This window comes from Pseudomonas putida, from assembly GCF_016406145.1.
Taxonomy (GTDB): domain Bacteria; phylum Pseudomonadota; class Gammaproteobacteria; order Pseudomonadales; family Pseudomonadaceae; genus Aquipseudomonas; species Aquipseudomonas putida_E.
This window is the reverse complement of sequence record NZ_CP066306.1, coordinates 1,614,980-1,639,131: the sequence shown is the minus strand read 5'-3', so window position 1 is coordinate 1,639,131 and position 24,152 is coordinate 1,614,980. Positions and strand designations below refer to the sequence as shown.

Annotated in this window: 14 protein-coding genes, 5 tRNA genes and 1 pseudogene; 9 read left to right on the top strand and 11 right to left on the bottom strand. The window is 60.5% G+C overall.

Annotated elements, in window-relative coordinates; translation table 11 throughout:
* Positions 1 to 67 precede the first annotated feature (67 nt).
* From JET17_RS07565 to JET17_RS07550, 4 genes are all read left to right on the top strand, one after another.
* The gene (locus JET17_RS07565; RefSeq protein WP_012313402.1) at positions 68 to 5,044 is read left to right on the top strand and encodes an RHS repeat-associated core domain-containing protein; all 4,977 of its coding nucleotides are present in this window, start codon (positions 68 to 70) and stop codon (positions 5,042 to 5,044) included.
* Positions 5,045 to 5,630: 586 nt separating this feature from the next.
* The gene (locus JET17_RS07560) at positions 5,631 to 7,625 is read left to right on the top strand and encodes a hypothetical protein (protein WP_012313401.1); all 1,995 of its coding nucleotides are present in this window, start codon (positions 5,631 to 5,633) and stop codon (positions 7,623 to 7,625) included.
* Positions 7,626 to 7,810: 185 nt separating this feature from the next.
* The gene (locus JET17_RS07555) at positions 7,811 to 10,000 is read left to right on the top strand and encodes an autotransporter outer membrane beta-barrel domain-containing protein (RefSeq protein ID WP_012313400.1); all 2,190 of its coding nucleotides are present in this window, start codon (positions 7,811 to 7,813) and stop codon (positions 9,998 to 10,000) included.
* Between the two features lie 81 nt (positions 10,001 to 10,081).
* The gene (locus JET17_RS07550; RefSeq protein ID WP_012313399.1) at positions 10,082 to 11,548 is read left to right on the top strand and encodes a hypothetical protein; all 1,467 of its coding nucleotides are present in this window, start codon (positions 10,082 to 10,084) and stop codon (positions 11,546 to 11,548) included.
* Positions 11,549 to 11,594: 46 nt separating this feature from the next.
* On the opposite strand, the gene JET17_RS07545 is transcribed toward JET17_RS07550, so the two are convergent.
* The 5 genes from JET17_RS07545 to JET17_RS07525 form a co-directional block, all read right to left on the bottom strand.
* Positions 11,595 to 11,670, bottom strand: a tRNA-Gly gene (locus JET17_RS07545).
* 85 nt (positions 11,671 to 11,755) lie between these two features.
* Positions 11,756 to 11,831, bottom strand: a tRNA-Gly gene (locus tag JET17_RS07540).
* A gap of 3 nt (positions 11,832 to 11,834) precedes the next feature.
* A tRNA-Glu gene (locus tag JET17_RS07535) sits at positions 11,835 to 11,910 on the bottom strand.
* A gap of 91 nt (positions 11,911 to 12,001) precedes the next feature.
* A tRNA-Gly gene (locus JET17_RS07530) sits at positions 12,002 to 12,077 on the bottom strand.
* A 2-nt stretch (positions 12,078 to 12,079) separates the two neighbouring features.
* Positions 12,080 to 12,155, bottom strand: a tRNA-Glu gene (locus tag JET17_RS07525).
* A gap of 318 nt (positions 12,156 to 12,473) precedes the next feature.
* Between JET17_RS07525 and JET17_RS07520 the strand changes: the two genes are divergently transcribed.
* Positions 12,474 to 13,241, top strand: coding sequence for a hypothetical protein (locus JET17_RS07520; protein ID WP_012313398.1), 768 nt, complete (start codon positions 12,474 to 12,476; stop codon positions 13,239 to 13,241).
* Positions 13,242 to 13,334: 93 nt separating this feature from the next.
* On the opposite strand, the gene JET17_RS07515 is transcribed toward JET17_RS07520, so the two are convergent.
* Positions 13,335 to 13,817, bottom strand: coding sequence for a GAF domain-containing protein (locus JET17_RS07515; RefSeq protein ID WP_012313397.1), 483 nt, complete (start codon positions 13,815 to 13,817; stop codon positions 13,335 to 13,337).
* The gene (locus JET17_RS07510) at positions 13,818 to 14,705 is read right to left on the bottom strand and encodes an ATP-binding protein (protein ID WP_012313396.1); all 888 of its coding nucleotides are present in this window, start codon (positions 14,703 to 14,705) and stop codon (positions 13,818 to 13,820) included. It abuts the gene before it with no gap.
* Between the two features lie 76 nt (positions 14,706 to 14,781).
* On the opposite strand from JET17_RS07510, the gene JET17_RS07505 reads away from it, so the two are divergent.
* Positions 14,782 to 17,139, top strand: coding sequence for a hybrid sensor histidine kinase/response regulator (locus tag JET17_RS07505; RefSeq protein ID WP_012313395.1), 2,358 nt, complete (start codon positions 14,782 to 14,784; stop codon positions 17,137 to 17,139).
* Here the strand turns inward: JET17_RS07505 and JET17_RS07500 are convergent.
* Positions 17,129 to 17,617: a glutathione peroxidase gene (locus JET17_RS07500; protein WP_012313394.1), complete on the bottom strand. Its 489-nt coding sequence runs from the start codon at positions 17,615 to 17,617 to the stop codon at positions 17,129 to 17,131. The genes JET17_RS07505 and JET17_RS07500 overlap by 11 nt on opposite strands.
* 2 nt (positions 17,618 to 17,619) lie before the next feature.
* The gene (msrB, locus tag JET17_RS07495; protein WP_012313393.1) at positions 17,620 to 18,021 is read right to left on the bottom strand and encodes a peptide-methionine (R)-S-oxide reductase MsrB; all 402 of its coding nucleotides are present in this window, start codon (positions 18,019 to 18,021) and stop codon (positions 17,620 to 17,622) included.
* Positions 18,022 to 18,189: 168 nt separating this feature from the next.
* On the opposite strand from msrB, the gene JET17_RS07490 reads away from it, so the two are divergent.
* Both JET17_RS07490 and htpX read left to right on the top strand, forming a co-directional pair.
* On the top strand, positions 18,190 to 19,401 hold the full coding sequence (locus JET17_RS07490) for a pyridoxal phosphate-dependent aminotransferase (protein WP_012313392.1): 1,212 nt from the start codon (positions 18,190 to 18,192) through the stop codon (positions 19,399 to 19,401).
* 292 nt (positions 19,402 to 19,693) lie between these two features.
* On the top strand, positions 19,694 to 20,581 hold the full coding sequence (gene htpX, locus JET17_RS07485; RefSeq protein ID WP_012313391.1) for a protease HtpX: 888 nt from the start codon (positions 19,694 to 19,696) through the stop codon (positions 20,579 to 20,581).
* Positions 20,582 to 20,724: 143 nt separating this feature from the next.
* Here the strand turns inward: htpX and JET17_RS07480 are convergent, their stop codons facing one another.
* Positions 20,725 to 21,372 (bottom strand): thiopurine S-methyltransferase, encoded by a 648-nt coding sequence (locus tag JET17_RS07480; protein ID WP_012313390.1) that lies wholly within the window; start codon positions 21,370 to 21,372, stop codon positions 20,725 to 20,727.
* Positions 21,373 to 21,473: 101 nt separating this feature from the next.
* Here JET17_RS07480 and JET17_RS07475 point away from each other — a divergent pair, with 101 nt between their 5' ends.
* Positions 21,474 to 22,241, top strand: a complete 768-nt coding sequence (locus tag JET17_RS07475) for a DODA-type extradiol aromatic ring-opening family dioxygenase (RefSeq protein ID WP_012313389.1) — start codon at positions 21,474 to 21,476, stop codon at positions 22,239 to 22,241.
* A 114-nt stretch (positions 22,242 to 22,355) separates the two neighbouring features.
* Here JET17_RS07475 and JET17_RS07470 read toward each other — a convergent pair.
* Positions 22,356 to 24,069: pseudogene (locus JET17_RS07470) on the bottom strand (DEAD/DEAH box helicase).
* Between the last annotated feature and the right edge of the window lie 83 nt (positions 24,070 to 24,152).

Below are 24,152 nucleotides of genomic sequence, written 5' to 3'. Positions count from 1 at the left end.
CGGCGTTTGTTAGTGTGTGGACCCAAACTCATCAATTGCGTACCCTACAACCTCCGGAGCGCACCCCATGGCGACCGAATCCAGCATCAGTTCCAATGCATTCAACTTTTTCAACCACATACAAAATGGTGTAGACCCGCGAACAGGGCTCTATACCTTCCGCCTTGAGCTTTCCGCGTTTAACGGCAGTGACCTGCTGGCGCCTGAAGTCGACTTGTATTTACGCTACAGCCCATTGAACCCGCACGACCGTGGTTATGGCAGCGGCTGGAGCTTGCCGACCTCCGAGTTCGACCCCGCCCGTGGGCGCCGAATCATTTCACTGGCCAACGGCGAAACCTTCAAAGCCGATGGCCGCGTCGGCGGTAACCAATTGACAATGTCGGAAAAGAAAATCGACACGTTCCATCTTTACGAGGACGCTGAGAACCGATGGAGGGTAGTGCACCGTTCCGGCATGGTGGAGGTACTCGAACCGAAAGGCTCGGGCGCGCAGGCCAGGGCTGTGGCGACCCGTATCTTCAGCCGTCAGGGGCACTGGCTTGACCTGGAGTACGGCCTTCATGCCGGCTTCCCGATGTTGACCAAGATCACCGACATGCGGGGTGTCACCCTGCTGGACGTGAGTCGCACCGGCAACCGGGTCGGGCTGACCTTGCCCTCGGACGCTGGCAGCGCCACCTACAGCATGGTGTTGGGTAACAACAACCGGGTAGACCGCATCGAACTGCCTACCGAGAACCTGGCAAGCTGGCGCTTTACCTATCAGCGCGTGCGAAATGTCGACTGCATCAGTACGGTCCGCACCCCCGCAGGCGGTTTCGAGGAGATTGCCTACGGTGATGGCGGCCATCTGTTTCCGATCGGTTCGGGCATTGGCCCGTTGCCGCGGGTGACCCGGCACGTGAAGCACCCGGGCCATGGCCAACCGGCGATCGATACGCGTTACACCTACTCCAGCGATGGTCACAACTTCCTGGGTGGCAACGTAAGGCTGGACTGGATCGACGACGGCCTGGACAACCTGTTCCGCCAGACGATGGACTATGACTACGCAACTACCGAGACGCTCTGGGTCGATGACAAACCGGTGCGCAGTACCGTGCGCGAATTCAACAAGTTTCATCTGAATACCCGTGAGGCCGTGTATCGCGGCAGCAGGTTGAATGGCGCTAGAACCGAGGTGATCGGCAACAACATCGAAGAGAAAACCATTTCGTATGACCTGAAGGCCGGGCGCTTCGAAGAACAGATCAACGCCTGCCAGCTTCCAGTCAAGGTGCAAAAGCGCTGGCGCGTGCTCGATAGCAGCCGCCAGCGTGAAGAAGAAGTCACAACCACATACGACGACTACGGCAATGTGCTGAAGCAAACAGCAGCTAACGGCGTTGTAGAAACCTCCAGCTGGTACAGGAACGGAGACGACGGCTACCCTGGCAACGCTGAAAAGTTCGTATGTGACCTGCATACGAAAACCGTGACGCCTGCGGCCGGGCACCCAGGAGACGCCCCGACGGTGGTCACCACGTACCGTTACAAGACGATCAAAGTGCTGGCCAGCAGCAGCGAAGCAACCAGGCAGGAAAACTGGTGCGGTCTTGCAAGCGAAACGCTGACGAACGGCGGCAGCACACTGAAAGTTACGGCCTATGACTATTATGAGCAGGAAGGCGAAAGCCCGGTGCCGGAAAAGCCCTTGCAGCATGGCCGCCTGAAAAAACGAGTCGTCGGCTTCCCCAACCCGGCCGGCGACGAACCCGACCAGCCGCCAATGCTGCAGACCGCTGTCGAATACGCCTACCAGTTCGAAACGCTCGAATGGGGCCATATGCGTGACGAGCGTTTACATGACTTGCCTTCGGTTGACGTTTTCAAAACTGTGCTGACCACGGTAGGCCATGACAATACGAGCCTGCAAACCAGCGAAGGCCACTCGCTGCTCTCTGGCGAACTGCTGCAGAACATCAACGAAGACCAGGTTGAACGCCGCACTGTACTCGACAAGCTGCGGCGCCCCATCTATGAAATTGTTGCGGGGGGCGACCACAGCGAAGCCGTGCGCAGTAATGAATACGTCCTGTGTGCGGATGAGCAGGATCAGGCATACCAACGCTTGACCTCGCCCACAGCGGTGGTTACCGAAACCCGGTACGACGGATTGGGCCGCGAACACCAGGCGTTGGCCAGCCATGTAGATCCAGAAACGCCAAAACGCCTGTTCCTGGTCAAAGAGCTGCTGCACGACGCCTGGGGCCGGGAACGGGAAGAACGTCAGTACGACTGGCTGAATGCACAACCCTTCCCCGCCGATGTGCAGTTCCTGTCACAGAGATACCTGTACGATAGTTGGGAAGCGCGCAATGTGGTGATCCGCAGCGATAACGTACAGGAGCATGTGCTTTTCGACCCCACCGAAAAAGATGCAGACAACAACATCTGCAAGACCACATGGTTGCAGGCAGCCCAACAAACGTTGAAAAGCGAAAAGGTCAGGACTTGGAGCAATACGTTCGCGAAACCCGTACGGATCGAGCGGCTGCGCCTGGACGATACCGTCCAGACGCAACAGTCCATGAGCTATGACGGCCTAGGGCAATGTGTGGCCAAAGTCGATGAACGTAACTACAAGACCGCATTCGAATATGACGCGTTCGGGCGCATGATTGCCAGCGTGCTGCCGGACGATACCCGCGTCGAGCATCGCTATGCGCCCCATACGGACGGTGAGTGGGCAACCTCGATCACGGCCATCTCTAGCGCCGGGTCCGAGCCGCCCTTCGAGGTAGGCAAGCAGTGCTACAACGGCGTGGGCAACGTGACTTCGCTTACCATCGGCAAACGCACCGAGGGCCTCGAATATGATCCTGGCCAATCGGTGCCGAAGGCCAGGGTCACCGGCGCAGGCGATACCATCAATTATCAGTACAACCTGCCTTTGTCGCCCTTCCCCACCCACCAGAGCGTGAACCAGTCAGAGACCGAGTTCGTCTATGACCCGGTTACGGCCCTGATGAAAGAGTCACGGGGGGCCAATGGCAAGCGGGTCTACCAGTACAACGTGCATGACCAGTTGATCAGCGAAACCCTGGACAAACCCGGTGAGGCGCAGCGCACGGTAGGCTATGTCAGCACGTTCTACAACCGCTTGAAGTCGCGCACGGATGCCGGGGGCATGACCGCCGAGCACGAGTACGATGAACGGGGCCGCCTCCAGTCCACCCGCGAGGGCAACCTGCAGGCAACGTTCGCGTACAACGACCTGGGCAGGCTAGTGACCATCACCAGCACCGACACAGGCAACGGCAGCACACTGACCACATCCCTGGGCTACGACGACCACGGGCGTGAAAACCTCCGTAACCAGCGCCTCGACGAGATGCCGGTACGTACATTGCTACAGAGTTGGGGCAAGGACAGCTTGGTCGACAAACGCCAGTGGTTCGAAGGGCGTGTCGCGGTGCTCACGGAGACATTCACCTACGACCGGCGTGGCAGGCTGAGCATCGTCGAATACCGCGGCAGTCAGTTGCCCGAGGACGAGGCCAAACGCAAAACCCGCAAGCAGGTGTTCCGTTACGACAGCATCGACAACATCCTTATCTGCCAGACCACTTTCGAAGACGGTTCCACCGAAATGGCGAGGTACACCTACAAAGAGGATGACCGTTTCCTGCTGGATAAACTGACACTTACCACCACCGGCACCGACACCTCGCTGGAAGAATTGACGTTCAGCCATGACCAAAACGGTAACCTGACGGTGGACCAGCGCCGCCGGTCATTGAAATACGACGAAGAAAGCCGCTTGCTGCAAATTGATGGCCAAAGCCGATATCAATACGACGGTGAAGGGCAAATACTGACCAGCCAGGCAGGCAGCGCCCCGCCGAGGCAGCTTTGGTTCGATGAGAACCGCCTTAGCCTGGCCATCCAGGACGGCATATGTACGCGTTTCAGCTTCCATGCCGATATCCCGCTGGCCCAGCAAAGTGAATCACCCGCCAGAACGCTGTTGCTACAGACCGATGCAAGCCACAGTGTGATTGCCGAGTGCGAAGCCGGCGAGGTTCGCGACATCCGCTACAGCGCTTACGGCCAGCGGCACACCACCGCGTCCCTGCACAGCCACCTGGGCTTCAACGGTGAAGCGCTGGATGAGGGCAGTGACTGGTACATGCTGGGGCGCGGTGTGCGCGCCTACAACCCTGGGCTCAGGCGTTTCAACAGCCCTGACCCCCGTAGCGTGTTCGAAACCGGCGAGTTGAACCCCTACAGCTACTGCCTGAACAACCCGATTGCCCTGCGCGACCCCACCGGCATGACAGCCTCAGGGGGCGGCGGCAGGCCACGACGCCCCGACGAGGATGATCCAAACTGGCTGGGACGCGGGGGCGGGGGCGGGGGCGGGGGCGGGGGCGGGGGCGGCGGCTGGATGACGTGGATGTGGGTGGGCGTTGCAGCATTGGCCACCATTGCCGCCGTGGTCACCGCAGGCGCAGCGCTGGCCGCAGTGGGCGCGTTAGGTGCGGCGGCGTCCGGTGCAGTGTCATCGGCAGCGGCAACCGTTGCTGCGGGCGGATCCGTCGGCGTGTCGGGGTACTTCCTGGCCAAAGCTGCCGGCACCACGATTGCAGGAGCGATCATGAGCACGGCCACAGCGGCACTGGCCATTGCCGGTACGGCTGCGCAGACGGTCGCAGCAATCAGCGACAATATGCAGGCGGAACAATGGGCGATGTACCTGGGCCTGGCGACTGTTGGCCTGGGCGTAGCGAATGGAATACGGTCGGTAGGTAAAGCGGCATACGCGGCCTTCAGGAATCGTAGTGCAGGCATTGCGGGGGGGACGCTGGGTAACGACTTTGCTACGAACGTGAACAATACGACTAGCAGTGCCTCGTCAGGGGGGCAACGTCCTCTTCACTTGCGGGCAGGACGTGTTTGGAGGAAAGTTACCATTACTGACGGCCGCTTTACTAAAAAACAAGTAAATCGAACCGTCGATGTAATTTATCCAGATTTCGCTTCAAGCAGCCATGCTTAGCACCCTTCAACAATAGATCCGCCCCGGCAGGGCATCAGTAATCATGGATTACATGACCCACCTGCCGGGGCATTTTCATTCATTGCACCTGAACTTACAGTTTACTTGCCTAGCTTTTTACCAGTATCCGCAACTTCCACACCACGCTAGCCTGATCTCACCAACCAAGACCTATGACACAGCTTCAAAGCTTGACACTAACATCGCTGCCACTATGCAAAAGGCAGTGACTTTTGGTAATCCACCAGCTCCTACCAGTTGGCGATCACGACTCAATTCGAGAATATTGAAACTTATTACCACCCGACTCAAACTTAATGAACCGATAATCACACAACGTTATGATTTACCCTTAAATTTCCAATAGCGACAAAAGAGATACACTCCGGCAGGGTGATTTTAGTCATGGACTAAAAGCTCTACCTGCCGGAGCTTTCTGTTTATTTAATCTTAAGTTAGAGCGTGCTCACCTAGCATTTTTGCCAGTAGCCCCCCACCTAGCCCCACGCTAGCCTGTCATCAGCCGGCGCACAGAAATCTTCCTACAACGTCTTCATGTACAGCAAAACCCTCAGGAGTGATTCAGATGAGCACTACCTCGGCACTTCATCGCGCCAAACTGGCACGCTACAACTATCTATCCAAATTGATCCGGCGCAAGGCAACCCCAGCCGACCCGGAGATACCCGGCATCATCGACTCGACGGATGGCACCTTGGACAAGGACGTCCTGAACGCTGATCTACCGGTAACAATAAAAAAATGGGAGGACGTACCCGACCCTTCCGTCGGCAACGACTATCTGCAACTTCATATTGCTCTGGTGGACCACCAAGGCGTCGTCGGTGATTTCGAAAAGGTTGGACCGGAACTTGAGTTCAACACTGAAAACATTGATACCTTGCCCAACGTCGTGCTTATCCCCAAAGCAGACCTTGCCCCGGATGGTGAGCGCCGGCTGAAGTATTCCATCGAGAAGTACAACACCAACGTTAATTGGTCCAATCCCATACCCTTTATCTGCGACAGCATACCGCCCTGGGGTAATGATGTCCCCGCTGCTGTTACCCTCCCGGCTGAACCGATTACCGATGCCTGGCTCAGTGACAACCCCACCGGGATCGGGCTGACCCTGGCTCGCTACGAGAACCAGCAGGCAAAAGATACCTACGCACTGTTCTACTCGAAAAGCGTCCCTGTATACCCAGACCTTCCCCCTCCAGTGGCTAGCGGCCTATTGCCTGCAAACCGTGAACTGCTGATAAAAAAAGCCGATATTGAAACGCTCAGCGACGGGCATTACTACGTGGGTTATGTGCTTGCAGACAACGCCACCAACCTCAGCCGGGTTTCCTTCATTTCCGAGGTTTTTGTCAATCTGGGCACGCTACCGGAAGACCTGCTGCCACCCACAGTGCCGGCCGCCGAGATCGATGGCTTGGTCAACCTGGAAGATGCACGAGCGCCAGAGGGGGTAACTGTCCAGATCGATGAATTCGCCAACTCCCGCCCCAGTGACAGGATAGAAGTAACCTGGGGCACCGATACGGACCCCTTCTCGGAAGAGATTGGCTCCGGGGGCTTTCCACTATTTATCCGTGTACCCAATGAGGTCCTGCAAAAGGCCTATGGCAAAGCCGACACGGTCGTGAATACCGCTGTCAGCTACCGCGTGCTGCGCCACGGGGTGCCTTACGGGCCTGAGAGCATAACGGTAGACGTCGACTTCTCGATCATTGGCCCGGTGCGCCCGGAACCGGACCCGGAGTGGCCCGACCCGATCAACTCGCAACTGCTTGCTCCAACCGTCAAAGGCGTAATATCCGACAAACCGAACGAACTGCATCGCAGCGACGCCAACCAACCCGCCAAATTGAGCTTCCCCCTCTACACCCCTGCCCTCGATGATGAGGTGGTGGACTTCTACTGGGACGGCACACTGGTATCAGAGGCCACCTACGACGTCAAAAACGCTGACGGCCCGACCATCACAGTAGATATCCCCTGGTCATACATTGTGACCGCCGGCAATAACCCCGCACTGCCAGTGTTTTACACAATTCGCAAGTCAAGGGCACCGGGCAACGAACAGCGTTCGGTCAGCGCATCGGTCAATGTCGATGCCGTCACCATCGTGCCCGAAGCCGCAGAGTTCCAACGCACGACAAGAGGCTGGCTCAACTGCAACTCGTTGTGGGAGGACCCTCTGAATCCAACGGGCGAGCCCGCGTTCCGGGTTTTTGTCAAACCGCTGGCACAGTACCTGCCTAACGGTGGAGAAGTGACGATGAACTGGACCGCACTGGGTGGACTGACAGGCGAAAACCCCATTAGCGGCGCGGAGAAAACCGTGCCTGTCACCATCAACAAACAACAGGCCGAAGACGGCTTCTACTGGGACATCGAGCCCTACGTCACTTACATCCGTCCCATCTACGACCCTGCTGGCCACGGGCCGGACGGCCGCGGCCGGGTAACCTACTCCTTCACATTTGGCTCGGAGACGGTCACCTCGGAGCCCGTGGAAAACAAAGTTGGCCTGGGTACTGGCTCCGGTACCTGCCCCATCCCTGCACCTTGAATCCCCCCCGTGCATGGGCTGTCGGAAGACCACCGGCAGCTCATCACGCTAGGACAATCCGCCATTCAAAAAAGGACTTTTCCTACAAACAATGTTGAGCAAGGTACCTAGACTTCCGCGCCAAAGCTTAGCCCCATAAATGACGGGCGAGCCGCTATCAATACTGATAACCAGCAGGTATTCAAATGCCAAGCTTCAGCCCCGTTACATTACGGCATGTATTGCACGTCGCTTCGTTGGCGCCACTGTTGTTGCTCACCCCGCAAGCCATGGCACAGACCATTCGCGATGACACCCTCATCGACGGCAGTACGGCGCTCGACAATTACACTGTAACCAACGCTGCCACCCTCACGGCCAATGGTGCCGTCACCCGCGACATCCTGGTAAACGCAGGTGCCAGCGTAGTGCTCAATGCCACCCAGGTAACTGCAACCGGCAGAACGCCCGGGGTACGCGTCACCAGCGGCACAGCCAGCATCAGCAACAGCCAGATCACCGCCGAATCGACTGGCTTGAACGCTGCCATTGACCTGACCGACCTCAGGCCTTCACAGGCCGATGTGACCAACAGCACAATCACTGGCGGCACATTCGGCGCGCAGATCAACAGCAGCACAGTCACCCTGGTGAACAGCACGCTGGTGGGCGCCAATGCCGACGCCATCGGCGCGCAACTTTTCGACGGTAACTTGCACGCCAGTGCCGGCAGCCGAGTTGTCGGCGGGCAGAATGGTGTAAGCCTTCGCGGCGACAGTGGCCAGCCAGCCAAGGGCAATACACTGGTGCTCGATGCCAGCCATGTCGAAGGCATCAACGGCTCCGCCATCGCCGTCGGCACCGTCGGTGGCACACCAGCCACTGCAACGATCCAGGTACTCAATGGTTCAACCCTGAAGGGCGGCAACGGTACATTGGTGGAAGTCGGTAGCCTTGGCATCGCCGATATCACGGTTTCTGACAGCCACCTGGAAGGTGACATCATCGTCGCCGATGGCGGCTCGGCCAACCTTACCCTGGCCAACCAGGCCACCCTCAAAGGCCGCCTGGAAAACCTCGACCGCCTGGCCCTGAACAGCGAAGGGCAGTGGACCATGACCGGCGACGCCCAGCTCAACGACCTGTCGATGGACGGCGGCTCGGTACAGTTTGGCGACAATGGCGAGTTCTACACCTTGCAGGTGGCCAACCTGGAAGGCAACGGCACGTTCATCATGAACGTCGACTTTGCCGACGGTAAAAGCGACCTGCTCGAAGTGACCGGTAACGCCACCGGTGATCATCAGATCCTGGTGAGCAGCACCGGCAAAGACCCACTGGCCGATACCGAACTGCACATGGTGCATACCGACGCCGGCGATGCGAACTTCTCGCTGGTGGGCGGGGCGGTAGACCTGGGTACCTTTGCCTATGGCCTGGTGCAACGCGGCAACGACTGGTATCTGGATGCCTCGACCCGCTCGCTCAGCAACGGCACCAAAACCATCCTGGCCCTGGCCAACACCGCCCCTACTGTCTGGTATGGCGAGCTCACCACCCTGCGCAGCCGCATGGGTGAAGTACGCCGTAACGATGGCGCCGCCGGCGGTTGGGTTCGCAGCTACGGCAACCAGTACAACGCCTCTGCTTCGGGCTTTGGCTACAAACAGCGGCAACAGGGCATGTCGTTCGGTGCCGATGGCCGCCTGCCGGTCGGCGACGGCAACTGGCTGGCCGGCGTGACTGCAGGCTACAGCAACTCCGACCTCAACCTGCAAGGCGGCAGCACCGGCAAGGTCGACAGCTTCCACCTGGGTGCCTATGCCACCTGGCTCGACCCGCAGAGCGGCTACTACTTCGACGGCGTTGCCAAGCTCAACCGCTACCAGAACCGCGCCGAAGTGCAACTGAGCGACGGCACCAAGACCAAGGGCGACTACAGCAACCACGGGGTTGGCCTGTCGCTTGAAGCGGGCCGGCACCTAAAGCTGGGCGATGGCTACTTTGTCGAGCCTTATGCACAGCTGGCAGCCATGACCATCAAAGGCCAGTCCTACCACCTGGACAACGGGCTGCGCGCCAGCGGCGACGACACCCACTCGCTGCAGGGCAAGCTGGGCACAACCGCCGGCCGCACGTTCGATTACGGCGAAGGGCGCATGGTTCAGCCCTACCTGCGAGCTGCCGTCGCCCACGAGTTCGTCAACGGCAACCAGGTGCGGGTCAATGGCAACAGCTTCCACAACGACCTGGCCGGTACCCGCGCCGAGCTGGGCGCTGGCGTCGTCGCAGCCTGGTCGCAGCAATGGCAGGCACATGCCGAATTCGACTACGCCAACGGCGAACGCCTCGAACAACCCTGGGGGGTGAGCGTGGGCCTCCGTTACAACTGGTGATTGGACCACCCTGCGGCGCCGGCCGGCGCCCGCAGGGTTCAGGGCAACACCCGGTGCTCGTTTATATCTGGAGATCAAACCATGCCGTTGATTACCTTGATGCGTTCACTTCTGGCCCGTTTCAAAGGGCATACGGCCCAAGCCAGCGATCTCGCCCCGCCTCGGATAGAAGCACTGCTGCCAGACATCGAAGGTGGCGAAATCAATTTGCTGCATTACGGCGCCACGCAGCAGCCCCTGAAGGTCGAATTCGAAATGTGGGAGAACTCGCTCCCCTCGCCCGCAGAGCCGGAAACCTTGACGCTTTACTGGGATAATGACCAGGTCGATGAAAAATCGTGGACGGCACCGGTACCCGAGGATGAACTGTTCCTCCATGTACCGCAAAACCTGTTGCTCAGCGAAGGGGAGCACACCCTGAAATACAGGGTGATGCTTTACAACGGCAACTTTACGATGAGCCCTCCCTTCACCATCACCATCGACAGGACGCCCCCCGAGCTACCCGCCACCAACACGCAGATATTCGACCCCGAGGTGCTCCGCGACGGTGTCACGGACGCCTACCTGGTAGCACACGGTGAAGAGCTTGAGGCCACCATCCCCCTTTACATGGGCATCAGCCCAGGTGACGTACTGACCTGGTACTGGTCCACTACACCCGGCGGCATGGACCAGGCCGGCAACCGGACCTTGGCACTGAAGGACATCGACCAGCCGCTGACAATCATATTCCCGGGCAGGCACATCCGTGACATGGGAGACGGCACGCGCTACGCCCACTACACGGTTCAGGACCGTGCAGGCACGCCCGTACAGCGCTCGCAGGCCGTCACCCTGGACGCCAAGCCAACACCACTGCCGACAAATTTCTCCGCACCCTACCTGAAAGAAACCGGCAGCACCGGCGAAAGCAGCACGCTTGACCCGGCGCGGGCCTTGACGGGTGCAACCATCGTCATCAAAGCCGACAACCGCTTCGAATCGACTGACACCGTGACGGTGTACTGGGGAAACCCGGGGGATCACGGTGCCTATGACGCACCTGTCGAAGTGGTTCCCGGTGCCATTGAGTGCTCCATACCCAAGGCAAACGTTGCAGCCCGCATGGGCAGCGAGCTTGTGCTGTATTTCGAAGTGACCCGCCGCGGCGTAGATCATGCCTCCCGGCCTCACGCGTTGAAGGTGCAAGCCCCGCGCAACTTACCCCACCCGCAAAGTGTTGCGATCCAGGGTGACAAGCTGAGCCTGAGCGCAATGGGTATGCAAGCCACCTTTACCCTGCCGACCGGCTGGTCCCTCAGGGATACTGGCCAGTTCGTCAGGCTGCACATCACCGGCAAGCGAAACGATGGTAGCAACCAGCCCGTCGTGGTCGCCGACGCGACCCCGGTACCTTCGCCAACCGGCGCCATGACTGTGGGCACGGTAACCCCTGCGGCGCTGGGGGTGTTCGCTCTCAACACGTGGCTGGAGGTCGAGGCCTTCTCAGCGTGGACAACAAAAGCAGCTGGATACCGTTCCCGTATGTGCAAGTACAACTGGTAAATTGAAGGCAAAAAAAAACCACCCCAGAAGGGGTGGTTTTTTAAATTGGAGCGGGAAACGAGACTCGAACTCGCGACCCCGACCTTGGCAAGGTCGTGCTCTACCAACTGAGCTATTCCCGCATTGTGAAGCTTTACCGCTTTCGGCGTGAAGCGTCTTGACGACCTTCACCACCACTGCACCGCATAGACGCCACAGTATTTAAACTGGAGCGGGAAACGAGACTCGAACTCGCGACCCCGACCTTGGCAAGGTCGTGCTCTACCAACTGAGCTATTCCCGCAAATGGCGTCCCCTAGGGGACTCGAACCCCTGTTACCGCCGTGAAAGGGCGGTGTCCTAGGCCACTAGACGAAGGGGACACACAACACTTTTCAGTGCACCAGATTTGAACCTCACGATTCAGCCTGGGTTTTCTTTTCCTGCCCCGCCGTAAGGCGCTGCCGGAGAAACTGGAGCGGGAAACGAGACTCGAACTCGCGACCCCGACCTTGGCAAGGTCGTGCTCTACCAACTGAGCTATTCCCGCAATGGCGTCCCCTAGGGGACTCGAACCCCTGTTACCGCCGTGAAAGGGCGGTGTCCTAGGCCACTAGACGAAGGGGACACGCTACAAGCATTACTGCCTGCTTTCACTCCCTGCTGCGTTTAGCTGTGTGCTTTACGCTGCAAGTGGCGCGCATTCTATGGATGCCTTGAAAGGTCGTCAACCCTTTTCTAGAAATTTATTTAAATCAATGACTTCGCTCTCTATATAGGGTGCTCGAAAGGCGTGCCCAAGGATTGGCGTTGATTTTCTGGCGGGCTGAACGCAAAGTGCCATCACTGGAGAAATCCGGCGACGAGCCGACACAGAGTCACGTGGCGCCCTGGCTGGCCTGTTCGCTACACTCACAATGTAAAACTTCCTGATGAGGCGTAAACGGTGACACCACTTCTGATCACACTGCTCATCGTTGCGGGTATCGCGTTGCTGATCGTGATCGGCTACCTCAACAACGTGGTCGAGAACAGCAAACTGGAGCGCGCGCGGCTGAAGATCGAACTCGCCGACCGCGTACGCCGCTGTGGCGAAATCACCGAGACCTTCCCCGGCCAGTTCATGACCCCGGCGCTCAAGCTGTTGCTCACGCGCCTGGAGCTCAACCTCAATCAGCGGCAACTGGCGCTGGACAAGAACAATGCCGAACTCAAAGCACGCATCGCAGAGCTGGAAGGTCTGGTTGCCCAAGGCGAGCGAATCCCGGTGAACAACCCGCCCAGCCCGATCCACACCGAGGCCAAGGCCAAGGATGTGCGCTTCTTGCTGGAGGCGTTGCACACGCAGATCGTCAAGGCCACCCAGGAAAACGTCCTGCAAACGATCGAGGGCAAGCACTGGGTGAAGGAGATTCGCCACCTGCTGGTGCTGCTGCACATCGAGTTCTTCAACAACCTGGGCCAACAGGCTTTGCAGCAAGAGCAGCCAGGCCAGGCGCGCCTAGCGTTCGAGCGCGGTGTGCAGTATTTGCGCAAACAGCCTGAACCCAAGGTTTATGAAGAGCAGCTGACCTACCTGGAGAAACTGCTGGCCCGGGCCAATGCCCAAGTGCTGGACCAGATGGAGCCGGCCGAGAATGACGAAAACGCACTGACCCAGGGGCTCAAGACAGACCAGGAAGAGACCTGGAAAAAGCGGGTCATTTACGATTGATGTGAGCAACGCCGGCAAGCCACAGATAAAGTGCAGCTCCTGTAGGAGCCAGCTTGCCGGCGATGGGCTGCGCAGCAGCCCTGATAACGCTGACTAGCAGTCGGTCAACTCCAGGAAGACCGCCGCCAACCGCTCCAGCCCCCGCTGGTCCGCCTCACTGAAGCGCGCCAGCTTCGGGCTGTCCAGGTCCAGCACACCAATCAGCCTGCCCTCCTTCACCAGCGGAATCACCAACTCACTATTGGATGCGCTGTCACAGGCAATATGCCCAGCGAAGGCGTGCACGTCTTCCACACGCTGGGTCTGCCGAGTGGCCGCCGCCGCACCGCACACGCCGCGGCTGAACGGAATGCGCACACAGGCCACCTGGCCCTGGAACGGGCCAAGCACCAGCTCTTCATTACGGTTGAGGTAGAACCCGGCCCAGTTCAGGTCGTCCACCTGGTTGTACAAAAACGCCGAAAACTGCGCGGCATTGGCAATGAAGTCACGCTCGTCGGCGAACAGTGCCTGCACTTGCGCAGCCAGCAGGTCATAGCCGTCGAGGCCGGCGCCACTGGCATTGAGGTCGATCATTTATTTCTGCTCCAACAATTGCAGCCCCACCCAATAACGGGCGAACTGGTAGGCACAACGGCCATTACGGTTGCCGCGGCCGGTGGCCCAGCGCACGGCGAGGATGTCGAGTGCTTCGTCACGCTGCCAGGCCAGGCCGGCAGAACGCGCCAGCTGGCCTATCCAATGCTCGACCACATCGAGGAAATGCTCCTGGGTGAACGGGTAGAACGACAGCCACAGGCCAAAACGGTCGGACAAGGCGATCTTGTCTTCCACCGCCTCGCTGGGGTGCAGTTCGCCGTCGACGCGCTTCCAGTTTTCGTTGTCACTCTCTTTCTCCGGCACCAGGTGGCGACGGTTGGAGGTGGCGTACAACAGCACGTTGTCCGGCGCCTGCTCCAGCGAGCCGTCGAGCACGCTCTTGAGCACCCGGTAGTCGCCCTCCCCGGCTTCGAACGACAGGTCATCGCAGAACAGGACGAAACGTTGCGGCAGTTTCTGCAGTTGCTCGACCACACGCGGCAAATCAGCCAGATGGTCACGCTCGATCTCGATCAGGCGCAGGCCGGCTGCTGCATGTTCGGCCAGCAGCGCGCGCACCAGCGACGATTTGCCCGTGCCACGCGAGCCCCACAGCAGCGCGTGGTTGGCTGGCAGGCCGTTGATGAACTGATGGGTATTGCGGCCCAGCTGGTCACGTTGCTTGTCGACGCCGATCAGGTCGGTCAGGCGGATGTCCAGGCTGACGTGCAGCGGCATCAAGTAGCCGGTACGGCCATCGCGCTGCCAGCGGGCGGCCAGCGTGGTGTTCCAGTCGATGTCCGGACGCGGTGCCGGCAACAGCGGCTCAAGGCGCGCCAGCACGGACTCTGCGCGTTCCAGAAAAGCATTCAAGCGGGCGTCCATGACGACTCCTAGCAAGACAGGTGAAGTTTGAAGCTGAATGTGCGACAGGCCCACCAGCAGCCGTGGCTGATCGGCTATGCTTGCGCAGCGCAAGGGACGTGAAACCGGCTCGGGACTCATGGATATAAAGTTCACCAATCGCCTGTCATACAAGCAAGCCCGGTTGACAGTCCTGGTCGGCTTCATACTGGGAACATTGCTCAGTCTCATCCAGATCGGCATCGATTATGCCAGTGAAGACGCATCCATCAACCGTGAAGTGGAAGCGTTGCTGCAAATCAGCCACAACCCGGCCTCGCGCATCGCCTACAACATCGACTCGGAACTGGCGCTCGAGCTGACCCGGGGCCTGCTGCAGTCACCGGCAGTGTTCCGCGCGCGCTTGATCGACAACAACGAAACCGTATTGGCCGATGTCGAGCGCATCCGGATGCAGGACAGCTACCGGCCGGTAAGCGATTTTCTGTTCGGTGAACAGCGCCAGTTCCAAAAGCGCCTGTTCCTCACCCATATGCCCGAAGAGTATCTCGGCACGCTGTACCTGGACGTCGACACCTTCGCCTTCGGTAGCCGCTTCCTGGACCGCGCCGGGGTCACGCTACTCAACGGCTTTGCCCGCAGCCTGGTCCTCACCGGCATCCTCCTGGCTCTGTTCTACATGATGCTGACCAAACCTTTGGTCAAGGTGATCGGCGCACTCAGCGGCCGCGACCCCCGCCACCCCGGGCAAACCCGCCTTGATTGCCCCCCGGGCCACGAACTCGATGAAATCGGCGTGCTGGTCAAGGTCGCCAACCAACAGTTGGTCAGCATGGCCACCGAGATCCAGCAACGGCGCACGGCCGAAAACCGCCTGACCCAGTACCTCAATGAGCTGGAAGACATCGTTTCGGCCCGCACCGAAGAGCTCAAGGCCAGCAACGGCCGCCTCAGCCAGTCCAACCAAGAGCTGGTGCAAGCCCGCCAGCGCGCCCTGGACATGGCCCAGGCCCGTGCAGCCTTCTTGGCCAACATGAGCCATGAAATTCGCACCCCGCTCAATGGCATGCTCGGCATGATCGCCCTGGCCCTGGACAGCCCGCTGGAGAGTGAGCAGCGCCAGCAGCTATCGATTGCCCACGACTCGGGCAAGGTGCTGGTGGAACTGCTCAACGATATTCTCGACCTGTCCAAGTTCGATGCGGGCCAGCTTGAACTCGAACGCATCCCCTTCGACCTGGGCGCGATGGTGGAGGACACCGCCAACCTTTTATCGCAGAACGCCGCGCAAAACGTCGAGCTGACCTGCCTGATCGCCAGTGACTTCCCAAGTTCGGTATTGGGCGACCCCACCCGGGTACGCCAGGTAGTGAGCAATTTGCTGTCCAATGCCCTCAAGTTCACACGATTCGGCCGCGTCGACGTGTGCCTGACCACCATCGTCGGCGGCGTGCGCCTGGAAGTACGCGACACCGGCATTGGCATTGCCGAAGATGCGCAGGCACGCATCTTCCAGCCGTTCACACAGGCCGGCGCCGGCATTACCCGCCAATATGGCGGCACTGGCCTGGGCCTGGCACTAACCCGCAACCTGTGCAAAGCCATGCAGGGCCACCTGCACATCCGCTCCGAACCAGGCCTGGGCAGCTGCTTCAGCGCCGAATTACCGCTGACCACCCACACCGAGGCCATTGCACCTGCGCCGCTGGAGGGCCGCGTGGTGGCGCTGAGCAACGCCGCCAGCGGCCTTGGCGAACTGCTGCAGGACGTACTGCCGCGCTGGGGCCTGAGCTACTCAAGGCATGACAGTGCCCTGGCACTGGCGGGTGGGACCATCGACCTGTTGATCACCGACGACCTGGACCACTTGTTCCAGCTGCGCCCTTCGCTGACAGCGCCGATCCTGCTGGTGACGGCCTACGGCAATTTCCTGTCGCCAGAACAGGCGGCGCAACTGGCCCCGTTGCATCAGCTGGCCCGCCCCCTGGCACGCAATGCCTTGTATCAGACGCTGCGCCGCATCCTGCAGGGCCATGCACCCGAACACCCGCTGGCCATCCCGACACTCACTGCCACCGACGGCCGGGCACGCATTCTGTTGGTGGAGGACAATCCGGTGAACCAACTGGTGGCCAAGGGCATGCTGGCCAAGCTCGGCTGCGTGGTGCAAGTGGCCACCCAGGGCGTCGAGGCGCTGGAACGGCTCGAGCAGGAAGACTTCGACCTGGTGTTGATGGACTGCAACATGCCGGTGATGGACGGCTATGAGGCCAGCCGACGCATCCGCCAGAGTGGCCGCTGGCCTGAGCTGCCGATCGTCGCCCTGACTGCCAACGCCATGCCCGAGGAGCGCGAACGCTGCCGGGCGGCGGGCATGAACGACTACCTGGCCAAGCCATTCCGGCGTGAAGAGCTACTGGCGCTGATCGACCACTGGGTGCCCCTTAGCGGCTGAGCAGGCGCTCGATATCGGCCTCCAGTGCCTGCGGCTTGGTGGTTGGCGCGTAACGCGTGACCTTGCCGCTGGCCGGGTCGAGCAGAAACTTGGTGAAGTTCCACTTGATCTTCTGCGACCCGAGCAGGCCCGGGGCGCGCTGTTTGAGCTCGACGAACAGCGGGTGGGCCCCAGGGCCGTTGACCTCCACCTTGCGAAACAGCGGGAAACTCACGCCGAAATTACGCTCGCAGAACTGCGCGATCTCCCGTGCCTCACCCGGCTCCTGCTTGCCGAACTGGTTGCACGGGAAACCCAGCACCACCAGGCCACGCTCGCGGTAAAGCTGCCACAGGTGCTCCAGCCCCTTGTACTGCGGGGTGAAGCCGCACTGGCTGGCGGTATTGACCACCAGCAGCGCCTTGCCCGCAAAGTCGCCCAGCACCTTGCGTTCACCGGCCAAGGTCACGCAGGGGATGTCCAGCATCGATTCAGCCATGGTCAGGCTCCATCACGCGGTTTGAAGTCCAGGCACACCGAGTTGATGCAGTAACGCAGGCCGGTCGGTGGCGGGCCGTCGGGGAACACATGGCCCAGGTGGGCGTCACATTGCGCGCAGGTCACCTCGGTGCGGATCATGCCGTGGGAGGTGTCGCGCGTCTCGATCATCGCGCTGTCTTCGATCGGCGCGTAGAAACTCGGCCAGCCACAGCCAGAGTCGAATTTCGTGTTCGAATCGAACAGCGGCAGGTCGCAGCAGATGCAATGGTAGGTACCCGCACGCTTTTCGCTGTTGTACTTGCCGGTAAACGGCCGCTCGGTACCTTTGAGGCGGCACACCTGGTACTGCTCCGGGTCGAGCATCGCACGCCATTCTTCAAGGGTTTTGTCGATCTTTTGCATGTAGGGACCTCGGCAGGCTGAATTTCACCTCGCGCCGTCTTTTCCGTAGCGCGGGTGGCACGTATATTAGTTGGCTTCGTGTGCAAGGCCTCAAGTCTGGCACCCGCGCCCCGCCCTTTCAAACCTTTCGACGGCGGCGCACCGCGTATTCTCAATCGGGATCACATCATGCAGTTCAGCAAATCGAACAAGCTCGCCAATGTCTGCTACGACATTCGCGGCCCGGTGCTCAAGCACGCCAAACGCCTGGAAGAGGAAGGCCACCGCATCCTCAAGCTGAACATCGGCAACCCGGCGCCGTTTGGCTTCGAAGCGCCGGACGAAATCCTCCAGGATGTGATCCGCAACCTGCCCACTGCCCAGGGCTACAGCGACTCCAAAGGCCTGTTCAGCGCGCGCAAGGCGGTGATGCAGTACTGCCAGCAGAAGGAAATCGAGGGTGTCACCATCGAGGACATCTACCTGGGCAATGGTGTTTCCGAGCTGATCGTCATGTCGATGCAGGCACTGCTCAACAACGGCGACGAAGTGCTGATCCCGGCCCCCGACTACCCGCTATGGACCGCTGCGGTGAGCCTGGCAGGCGGCAAGCCGGTGCATTACCTGTGCGACGAACAGGCCGACTGGTTCCCTGACCTTGAAGACATCAAGGCCAAGATCACCCCGAACACCAAGGCCCTGGTCATCATCAACCCGAACAACCCGACCGGCGCCGTCTATTCCAAAGAGTTGCTGCTGGGCATGCTGGAGCTGGCACGCCAGCACAACCTGGTGGTGTTCTCCGACGAGATCTACGACAAGATCCTCTATGACGAGGCCGTGCACATCAGCACCGCGTCACTGGCCCCGGACCTGCTGTGCCTGACCTTCAACGGCCTGTCCAAGTCGTACCGGGTGGCGGGCTTCCGCTCCGGCTGGCTGATCATCTCCGGGCCCAAGCACCACGCCCAGAGCTACATCGAAGGCATCGACATGCTGGCCAACATGCGCCTGTGCGCCAACGTACCGGCCCAGCACGCCATCCAGACTGCGCTGGGCGGTTATCAGAGCATCAATGACCTGGTGCTGCCCCCTGGCCGGCTGCTGGAGCAGCGCAACCGCACCTATGAGCTGCTCAATGACATCCCGGGGGTTAGCTGCGTCAAGCCGATGGGTGCGCTGTATGCCTTCCCGCGGATCGACCCTAAAGTCTGCCCGATCCTCAACGACGAGAAGTTCGCGCTCGACCTGCTGCTGTCTGAGAAGCTGCTGATCGTCCAGGGCACGGCGTTCAACTGGCCTTGGCCGGACCACTTCCGTGTGGTGACCTTGCCACGGGTGGATGACCTGGAGGCTGCGATTGGCCGGATTGGCAACTTCCTGCGCACGTATTCGCAGTAAGTACTGGCTTCATCGCCGGCAAGCCGGCTCCCACAAGGACGGCACAAGTCTTCAGTACTGTGGGGTACCTGTGGGAGCCGGCTTGCCGGCGATTGGGCTGCAAAGCAGCCCCCTATAACCCCACATAACCTTTCTTACATCCTGCAACGCTCTAGCTCACAGCCCCCGCCAGATCCTCTGCCATACTCCGCCGTACACAGTTTGAAATAGTCCGCCGATTGAATCGGCGCGTCCGGCCCCTTATATACCCCGCATACGCAACACACTCATCCGTCAGGAGAACGTAACAACCATGATGCGCATTCTGTTGTTTGTAGCCACCAACCTTGCGGTGGTGCTGGTTGCAAGCATTACCCTGAGCCTGTTCGGCTTCAACGGGTTCATGGCCGCCAACGGGGTTGACCTCAACCTCAGCAGCCTGCTGGTCTTCTGCGCCGTGTTCGGCTTTGCCGGCTCCCTCGTTTCGCTGTTCATCTCCAAGTGGATGGCGAAAATGAGCACCGGCACCCAGATCATCTCCCAGCCGCGTACCCGCCACGAGCAATGGCTGCTGCAGACGGTCGAAGAGCTGTCGCGCGAAGCCGGTATCAAAATGCCCGAAGTGGGTATCTTCCCGGCCTACGAGGCTAACGCCTTCGCCACCGGCTGGAACCGCAACGACGCATTGGTAGCAGTATCCCAAGGCCTGCTGGAGCGCTTTTCGCCTGATGAGGTGCGCGCCGTGCTGGCCCACGAGATCGGCCATGTGGCCAACGGTGACATGGTCACCCTGGCGCTGGTGCAAGGCGTGGTGAACACCTTCGTGATGTTCTTCGCCCGCATCATCGGCAACTTCGTCGACAAGGTGATCTTCAAGAACGAAGAAGGCCAGGGCATTGCCTACTATGTGGCGACCATCGTCGCCGAGCTGGTCCTGGGCATCCTCGCCAGCATGATCGTGATGTGGTTCTCGCGCCGCCGCGAATACCGCGCCGACGAAGCCGGTGCGCAACTGGCCGGCACTGCCGCGATGATCGGCGCCCTGCAGCGCCTGCGCGTAGAGCAAGGCCTGCCGGTGCACATGCCCGACACCATGAAGGCCTTCGGCATCAACGGCGGCCTCAAGCATGGCCTGGCCGGCCTGCTGATGAGCCACCCGCCGCTGGAAGAACGCATCGAGGCGCTGCGCCGCCGCGGCTGATTCACCGCCAACAAGAAAGGGCGACTTCGGTCGCCCTTTTTTATGCAGCCGGCCCGCACATGTAAGCCACAAATTCTCAGAACTGCGGGTGTCTCTGTGGGAGCCGGCTTGCCGGCGATAGGGCCGGCACAGGCAAACCCACATCAGAACTGTACGCGATACACCCGCTCCACCAGGCGCTTGACCCCCGCCTGCAAGAACTTAGGGCTTTCCCCTATCACGTCTCTCGCCTCCACTTCCTCCACCTGCCAACCGGCAAACCCACGCCGCACTTCCTCGTCGGCGACCGAAAACGGCGGCCCCGCCAACAGTTTCTGCTCGTAGTCCAAAGTCACCAGAAGCCCACTGCCCACAGGCAGTATTTGCGAAAGCAAGCCCATGTATCGCTCACGCATTTGCGGCGGCAGGGCAATCAAGGCAGCCCGGTCATACAGCCCCACGCAATCGGCCACATCCTCGGCGCGCAAGGCGAAGAAATCGCCACACCACAGCTCCACCTCACCACTGCACCAGACCTCGAACGCACCCTGTTGCCAAACCTGCGCCTGCAGCCCCTGCTCTTGGAAGAAGTCCTCCACCGCCCGACGCGACAGCTCGATACCCCGCACGCGATAGCCCTGCCCCGCCAGCCAGGCCATGTCCAGGCTCTTGCCGCACAACGGCACCAGCACCCGGCTACCGGCAGCCAGACCGAGCCCCGGCCAGTAGCGTTGCAGGTAGGGGTTGGCCTGGGCCTGGTGAAAACCGATCTGGTTATCGGCCCACTTTTGGTGCCAGAACGCCGCCTCCATAGTTCCTCCTGGTTTTTAGATCAGTTGCGCAAAAATCTTATATTGGATATCGATCGGTGACTGATCGAAGATGACTGCATCTTACCCTTCAGGACCCTACCATGCTGCCCAGCCTGTTCATTTCCCACGGCTCCCCCATGCTCGCCCTGCAACCCGGCGCCAGCGGGCCGGCGCTGGCCCGGCTGGCCAATGCCCTGCCACGCCCGAAGGCGATAGTGGTGGTCTCAGCGCACTGGGAAAGCCAAGAGCTGCTGGTGACCGGCAACCCGCACCCCGAAACCTGGCATGACTTCTACGGCTTTCCTGCAGCGCTGTACGCCGTTCAGTACCCTGCGCCTGGCCATGCGCAACTGGCCGCGAACGTCAGCGAGCGGCTGAACGCCGCCGGCCTGCCAGCTCGCCTGGATGCCCAGCGGCCATTCGACCATGGGGCCTGGGTGCCGATGTCGTTGATGTATCCCGATGCAAGCATTGCGCTGATTCAGGTGTCGCTCCCTAGCCACATGGGGCCGGCGCTGCAAATCAAGGTCGGCCAGGCATTGGCCGGGCTGCGCAGCGAAGGGGTATTGCTGGTGGGGTCCGGGAGCATCACCCATAACCTGGGCGAACTGGACTGGCATGCCGGGCCGGACGTGATCGAGCCTTGGGCACTGGCGTTTCGTGACTGGGTGGTGGAGAAGCTGGGCGAGGACGACCAGGCCGCGCTGCTGGACTTCAAGCAACAAGCGCCGTTTGCGTTGCGTAACCACCCCAGTGATGAGCATTTCTTGCCGTTGTTCTTTGCCCTTGGGGCCGGGGGCAGATTTGGCATTGTGCACCAAGGCTTTACCCTAGGGGCGCTGGGTATGGACATCTATCGCTTCGACTGAAGAATCGCCCGTAGGAGCGGCCTTGCGCCGCGAAAGGGCTGTATGGCAGCCCCAAAAAACTGCAGGCAAAAAAAATCCCCGACCTAAGCCGGGGATTTTTTCATTACGCCAGGATCAATCTTCGCGGTAGCGACGCAGCTTCAGCTGCTTGCCAGCCACGCGGGTGTCCTTGAGCTTGGTCAGCAGGCGCTCGAGGCCGTCTTCCGGCAGCTCGATCAGGCTGAAGCTGTCACGCACCTGGATGCGACCGATCGCATCACGGGCCAGGCCACCTTCGTTGAGGATCGCACCCAGCAGGTTCTTGGCAGCGATACCATCACGGGCACCCAGCGCGGTACGGCAACGCACGCGGCCTTCGGCCAGCGGCAGTGGCGCACGACGCTCGCGCTCACCACGGTCGCTACGCTCGGCACGGTCACCACGCTCCGGGCGCTCACCGCGCGGTGCGAAGCTTGGTACCAGCGGCTGCTCGCGCTCTACCGCTGCCAGGTCCAGCGCCTGGCCATTGGTGGCCTTGCGCAGCAGTGCTGCGGACAGGGCACGCGGGCTGCAACCCAGGGCTTCGGTCAGGCGGTCGAACAGTTCACCGTGAGTGGCTTCTGCTTCGGCTACCAGCGGCGCCAGGCTCGAGGTCAGCTTCTTGATACGCGCATCCAGCACGGCCTGAGCGTTCGGCAGGCGCGCTTCGGCAACCTTTTGCCCGGTAACGCGCTCGATGACCTGCAGCATGCGGCGCTCACGCGGGGTGACCAGCAGCAGTGCACGGCCTTCGCGACCGGCACGGCCGGTACGGCCGATACGGTGCACGTAGGACTCCGGGTCGTACGGCATGTCCACGTTGAACACGTGGGTGATGCGCGGTACGTCCAGACCACGGGCAGCGACGTCAGTGGCGACGACGATGTCCAGGCGGCCGTCCTTGAGCGAGTCGATGACGCGCTCACGCTGGTTCTGGGCGATGTCGCCGTTCAGCGCAGCAGCCTTGTAGCCTTTGGCTTCCAGGGCGGCGGCCAGGTCCAGGGTGGCTTGCTTGGTACGCACGAAGGCGATCAGCGCGTCGAACTCTTCCACTTCCAGCAAACGCAGAACAGCCGGGATCTTCTGGTCGGCGTGCACCATCAGGTGAGCCTGGTCGATCGCGGTTACGGTCTGGGTCTTGCTCTGGATCTTGACGTGCTTGGGCTCACGCAGGTGACGTTCGGCGATCGAGCGGATCGACGAAGGCAGGGTAGCGGAGAACAGTACAGTCTGACGGCTGGCCGGGATGGCATCGAAGATCACTTCGAGGTCATCCATGAAGCCCAGCTTGAGCATTTCGTCGGCTTCGTCCAGTACCAGGTACTGCACGGTGGACAGGACTTTTTCGTCGCGACGCAGGTGGTCGCACAGACGGCCAGGGGTGGCCACGACGATTTGCGCGCCGTTACGAATGGCACGCAGTTGTGGGCCCATCGGGGCACCACCGTATACAGCCACCACGTTAACGCCCGGCATCTGCTTGGCGTAGGTTTCGAAAGCGGTGGCTACTTGCAGCGCCAACTCACGGGTTGGCGCCAGGATCAGGGCTTGCGGTTCGCGCTTGCTCACGTCGATCTTGTTGAGGATCGGCAGGGCGAAGGCAGCGGTCTTGCCGGTGCCAGTCTGCGCCTGGCCGATCATGTCGTGACCGGCGAGGATGATCGGGATCGATTGATGCTGAATAGCCGAAGGCTCTTCGTAGCCGGTGGCCAGAACAGCTGCAACGATATTCGGATTGAGATCGAGAGCGGCGAATCCGCCGGTTTCCTGGGTCATGGGTCTGCCTCTATGTGCATCCGCAAAGACCCATGCTCCAAAGCTGCACATGCCTTGAAAGACCAAATGGTCACCCAGGCAGCTCTGGCGGCGGGGATTTGCGAAAACGATTGAAAA